This window comes from Subtercola sp. RTI3 (assembly GCF_035018625.1).
Lineage (GTDB): Bacteria > Actinomycetota > Actinomycetes > Actinomycetales > Microbacteriaceae > Subtercola > Subtercola vilae.
The window spans coordinates 1-3,738 of the sequence record NZ_JASJXO010000105.1; the positions used below are offsets into that span (position 1 = coordinate 1).

Below are 3,738 nucleotides of genomic sequence, written 5' to 3' on the forward strand. Positions count from 1 at the left end.
CGCCTGGACACGGGCGGCGGGTCGGTGGGAGCGGCGTGGTCGGCGGCTTCGGTAGGCGGGCATGCTCGACGCGGCGGCGGCGGCGGCGGCGTCGGCGCGGGCGTGGTGGGCGCGGGCGGGTGCGCCGCGTAGGAGGCGTGCTACTTCTTGGAGCGGGGCTTCTTGGTGAGGGCGGAGGGCTTGTGCACGGCCTCGCCGCCCGACTTCTCGCTTGTGACGAGGTATTGCGGGTCATCCGGAGTCGCACGTACCTCACGCTTGGCAGCGTGCGTGTCAGCGGTGATCTTCTTCTCGACGGCCCCCGAGGCGGTCGAGCCGTGCGACTGCCAGGTGACCTCGTCGCCCTTTTTGAGTTCGCTCATGGCAGCACGCTACGCCCGGGGCTCCGGATGCACACGGGCTTGATTTTCGACCGAGAAGGGTTGGTGCGGCTGCTGCTCGGTCGGGCGGCTACTGCCCGAGCAGGTCGTGCCGCACGACGATGGCCTCGCGGCCGGGGCCCACACCGATGGCGGAGATGCGTGCACCGCTCATGGCCTCGACGGCCAGAACGTAGGCCTGCGCATTGGCCGGCAGGTCGTCGAACGTGCGTGCGCCGGTGATGTCTTCACTCCAGCCGGGGAATTCTTCGTAGATGGGCACAGCATGGTGGAAGTCACTCTGCGACACCGGCACCTCGTCGACACGAACGCCGTCGACGTCGTAAGCGACACACACCGGAATGGTGGTGAGGCCGGTGAGCACATCGAGTTTCGTGAGCACGAAGTCGGTGACACCGTTGATGCGGGCCGAGTAGCGCGCGATGGGCGCGTCGTACCAGCCGCAGCGGCGCGGGCGGCCGGTGGTGGTGCCGAACTCGAAGCCGTTGGCACGCAGAAACTCGCCCGACTCGTCGAAGAGCTCGGTGGGAAACGGGCCGGCGCCCACGCGGGTGGTGTACGCCTTGACGATTCCGATGACGCGGTCGATGCGATTGGGGGCAACGCCCGAGCCGGTCGAGGCGCCGCCCGAGGTCGCGTTCGACGACGTGACGAACGGGTAGGTGCCGTGGTCGACATCGAGCATGGTGGCCTGGCCGCCCTCGAAGAGCACGGTCTTGCCCTCGTCGAGCGCGCGGTTCAGCACGAGAGAGGTGTCAGCGACCATCGGGCGTAGGCGCTCAGCGTACGACAGCAGATCGTTCACGATCTCGTCGATCACAATCGCGCGGCGGTTGTAGACCTTGACCAGCAGGTGGTTCTTCTGCTCGAGTGCGCCCTCGACCTTCTGGCGCAGGATGTTCTCATCGAACAGGTCTTGAACACGGATGCCGAGACGGTTGATCTTGTCGGCGTACGCCGGCCCGATGCCGCGACCCGTGGTGCCGATCTGACGTTTGCCAAGAAAACGTTCGGTGACCTTGTCGAGTGTGCGGTGGTATGCCGTGATGACGTGCGCGTTTGCACTCACGAGCAACCGCGAGACGTCGACCCCGCGCGAGATGAGCGCCTCGAGTTCGTGAAAGAGCACCTCGATGTCGACAACGACACCGTTCGTGATGACAGGCGTCACATTGGGCGTCAGAATACCCGACGGCAGCAGGTGCAGCGCGTATTTCTGATCGCCGATCACCACGGTGTGCCCGGCGTTGTTGCCGCCGTTGAACTTGACTACGTAGTCGACTCGACTGCCCAGCAGGTCGGTGGCTTTACCTTTACCTTCGTCGCCCCACTGGGCGCCGATCAGAACGATTGCAGGCATGTCAGAGCCCTTCTGTACTCGCTGCCGCACGGTAGTGCGCAGTCTCGATGGTCTGGATGACCGTGGCATCGGCCCCGATCAGAAACTCTGTGAGCCGCGTGACTTCATCGGTCTCGCCGATCTGCTCCGCCGCGCGCCGCAGCGCGTACAGCGCTCGCAGCACCCCGCGGTTGGGCTCGTGCGACCACGGAACGGGCCCCTGGCCGCGCCAGCCGCCCTTGCGCAGCGCGTCGAGCCCGCGGTGATAGCCCACCCGCGCGAAAGCGTACGACGGGATGATCTGGCCCGCCTCGAAGGCCCGGTCGGAGAGCAGCGCCCACACCAGCGACGAGGTGGGGAACCGCTGCACCAGCAGCTCGAGCTCCACCTGCGATGGCGACGAGCCGTCGGGGTGACTCGAGAGCACCTCGATGCTCCCGGGTTCGGGGTTCAGAAGGGTCGGGGGCACGCCAAGGAGGTTTTCGCCGGTCACACTCCATTCTATCCCGGGAGTGCTGGCGGCTCGTCTGACGTGCGTCGACGTGGGGCATCGTGCCTGGTAGCGCGGGTGTCGGCGCCCGTCGAGCTTCGTAACGCGCGAGTCACGCACCCGTCACGCCGCTGTCACGAGTGGGTCACGGGCGCGTCACGGGCGGGTCACGGGTGGTGGTTCACACTGACCACACTCGGGGCATTCTCGAGGGTGAGGGGCACAGCACATGTCGAAAGTCACGACAACATCAGATCGTCGAGTTTCTTCATGGGTACGAGTGGGTAGGCAACGCGGGCGCCATGGCCGGTCGTCGCTCGTCACCGTTGGGCTGTTCTCAACCATTCTGATGTTCGTTGCCTTTGCGGCTCCCACCATCGGCACCGTCGGTGTGTACCCGACCTCGGCGTCAGCAGCCGAAACCTCAGAGCTCGGCCAGTGCAACGGCACCGACAACGACGGAGGGCAGGGGCTGAACTGCGACGTCGTCGTGGCGAACACACTCAACCTCGACACCAATACACAATCGTCGGTGACGACGGTGACCGAATGCCACGGGGCCGCGAACGCAGCCACCACGTGCACCATTGTCACGACTCCCTCCTCGTCGCTCGTGACGAACGTCACGCAGTGCAACGGCTCCGGCAACGGAGGGGGCGCAACGGTCAACTGCTCCGTTTCGATCGTGAATACCATCACCGGTACAACCACCGCGGTACCGGGAACGGTCAACCAGTGCAACGCCTCAGGCCAGGATGGCGGCACCGAACCGACCATCGCGTGTGATCCGCTGGGCAGCACAACCGGCGCCACGGTCACCGAGTGCAACGGTTCCGGCAATGGTGGCGGAGCGACCATCCGCGTGCAGTGCACCGTGAGCGATCTCACGGTGAGCGCGGCCCTGCCCGTGACCATCAACCAGTGCAACGGCTCCGGCAACGGCGGAGGCGGTTTTGTCACCTGCCGTAGCTCGATCACAACGCGTGTGCTGCCGGGCGCAACGACACCGCCGACCGGCACCGGCACTCCGACGGGTACGCCGACCGGCACACCCACCGACACTCCGACCACCCCGCCCACCGGAACTCCCACAGCAACCCCGACGCCCGGCGGTGGCGGAGGCACCGGTGGCGGCACCGGATCCGGCGGCGGAACTGGAACAGGAACAGGCACCGGCACCGGAACGGGAACGGGGGGCGGCACGGGTGGCGGAACCGGGTCTGGCAACGGCACGGGCGGTGGAACCGGCTCGGGCAACGGCACCGGCGGTGGAACCGGCTCGGGCAGCGGCAGCGGCTTCGGCACCGGCAGTGGCACCGGCTCGTCACTGGCCAGCACCGGACTCGAACCAGCCCCCGCTGTGCTCATCGGGCTCGGCGCACTGAGCGCCGGAGCGCTCGGCCTCACCGCGGCAGCTCTGCTGCGCCGCCGCACCGCCGCCTCGAACCGTCGTAGTGAGTAGGTCAGCGCCGCCGGACTGAAAGCGCGTCGCACCCCGAGTATCCCCCAGCATCCCCCTTGCCTGGCCC

The 3,738-nt window shown here is 67.1% G+C and carries 4 protein-coding genes; 1 reads left to right on the top strand and 3 read right to left on the bottom strand.

Annotated features, from left to right (window positions below; all coding sequences use genetic code 11):
- Nucleotides 1-140: 140 nt before the first annotated feature.
- From QN358_RS18700 to QN358_RS18710, 3 genes are all read right to left on the bottom strand, one after another.
- A complete protein-coding gene (locus QN358_RS18700; protein WP_136641462.1) occupies nucleotides 141-362 on the bottom strand; it encodes a DUF2945 domain-containing protein in 222 nt (73 codons plus the stop codon).
- A gap of 88 nt (nucleotides 363-450) precedes the next feature.
- Entirely contained in the window at nucleotides 451-1,740 is a 1,290-nt protein-coding gene (locus QN358_RS18705) for an adenylosuccinate synthase (protein ID WP_136641461.1), read from the bottom strand.
- 1 nt (nucleotide 1,741) lies between these two features.
- On the bottom strand, nucleotides 1,742-2,212 hold the full coding sequence (locus tag QN358_RS18710) for a DUF3151 domain-containing protein (protein WP_136641460.1): 471 nt from the start codon (nucleotides 2,210-2,212) through the stop codon (nucleotides 1,742-1,744).
- Nucleotides 2,213-2,489: 277 nt separating this feature from the next.
- Here QN358_RS18710 and QN358_RS18715 point away from each other — a divergent pair, with 277 nt between their 5' ends.
- Nucleotides 2,490-3,671: a hypothetical protein gene (locus tag QN358_RS18715; protein ID WP_323513260.1), complete on the top strand. Its 1,182-nt coding sequence runs from the start codon at nucleotides 2,490-2,492 to the stop codon at nucleotides 3,669-3,671.
- Nucleotides 3,672-3,738 lie beyond the last annotated feature (67 nt).

What these genes read in the sequence shown, in the direction of transcription:
- QN358_RS18700 (WP_136641462.1), bottom strand. Translation starts at nt 362, where the DNA reads ATGAGCGAACTCAAAAAGGGCGACGAGGTCACCTGGCAGTCGCACGGC.
- QN358_RS18705 (WP_136641461.1), bottom strand. Translation starts at nt 1,740, where the DNA reads ATGCCTGCAATCGTTCTGATCGGCGCCCAGTGGGGCGACGAAGGTAAA.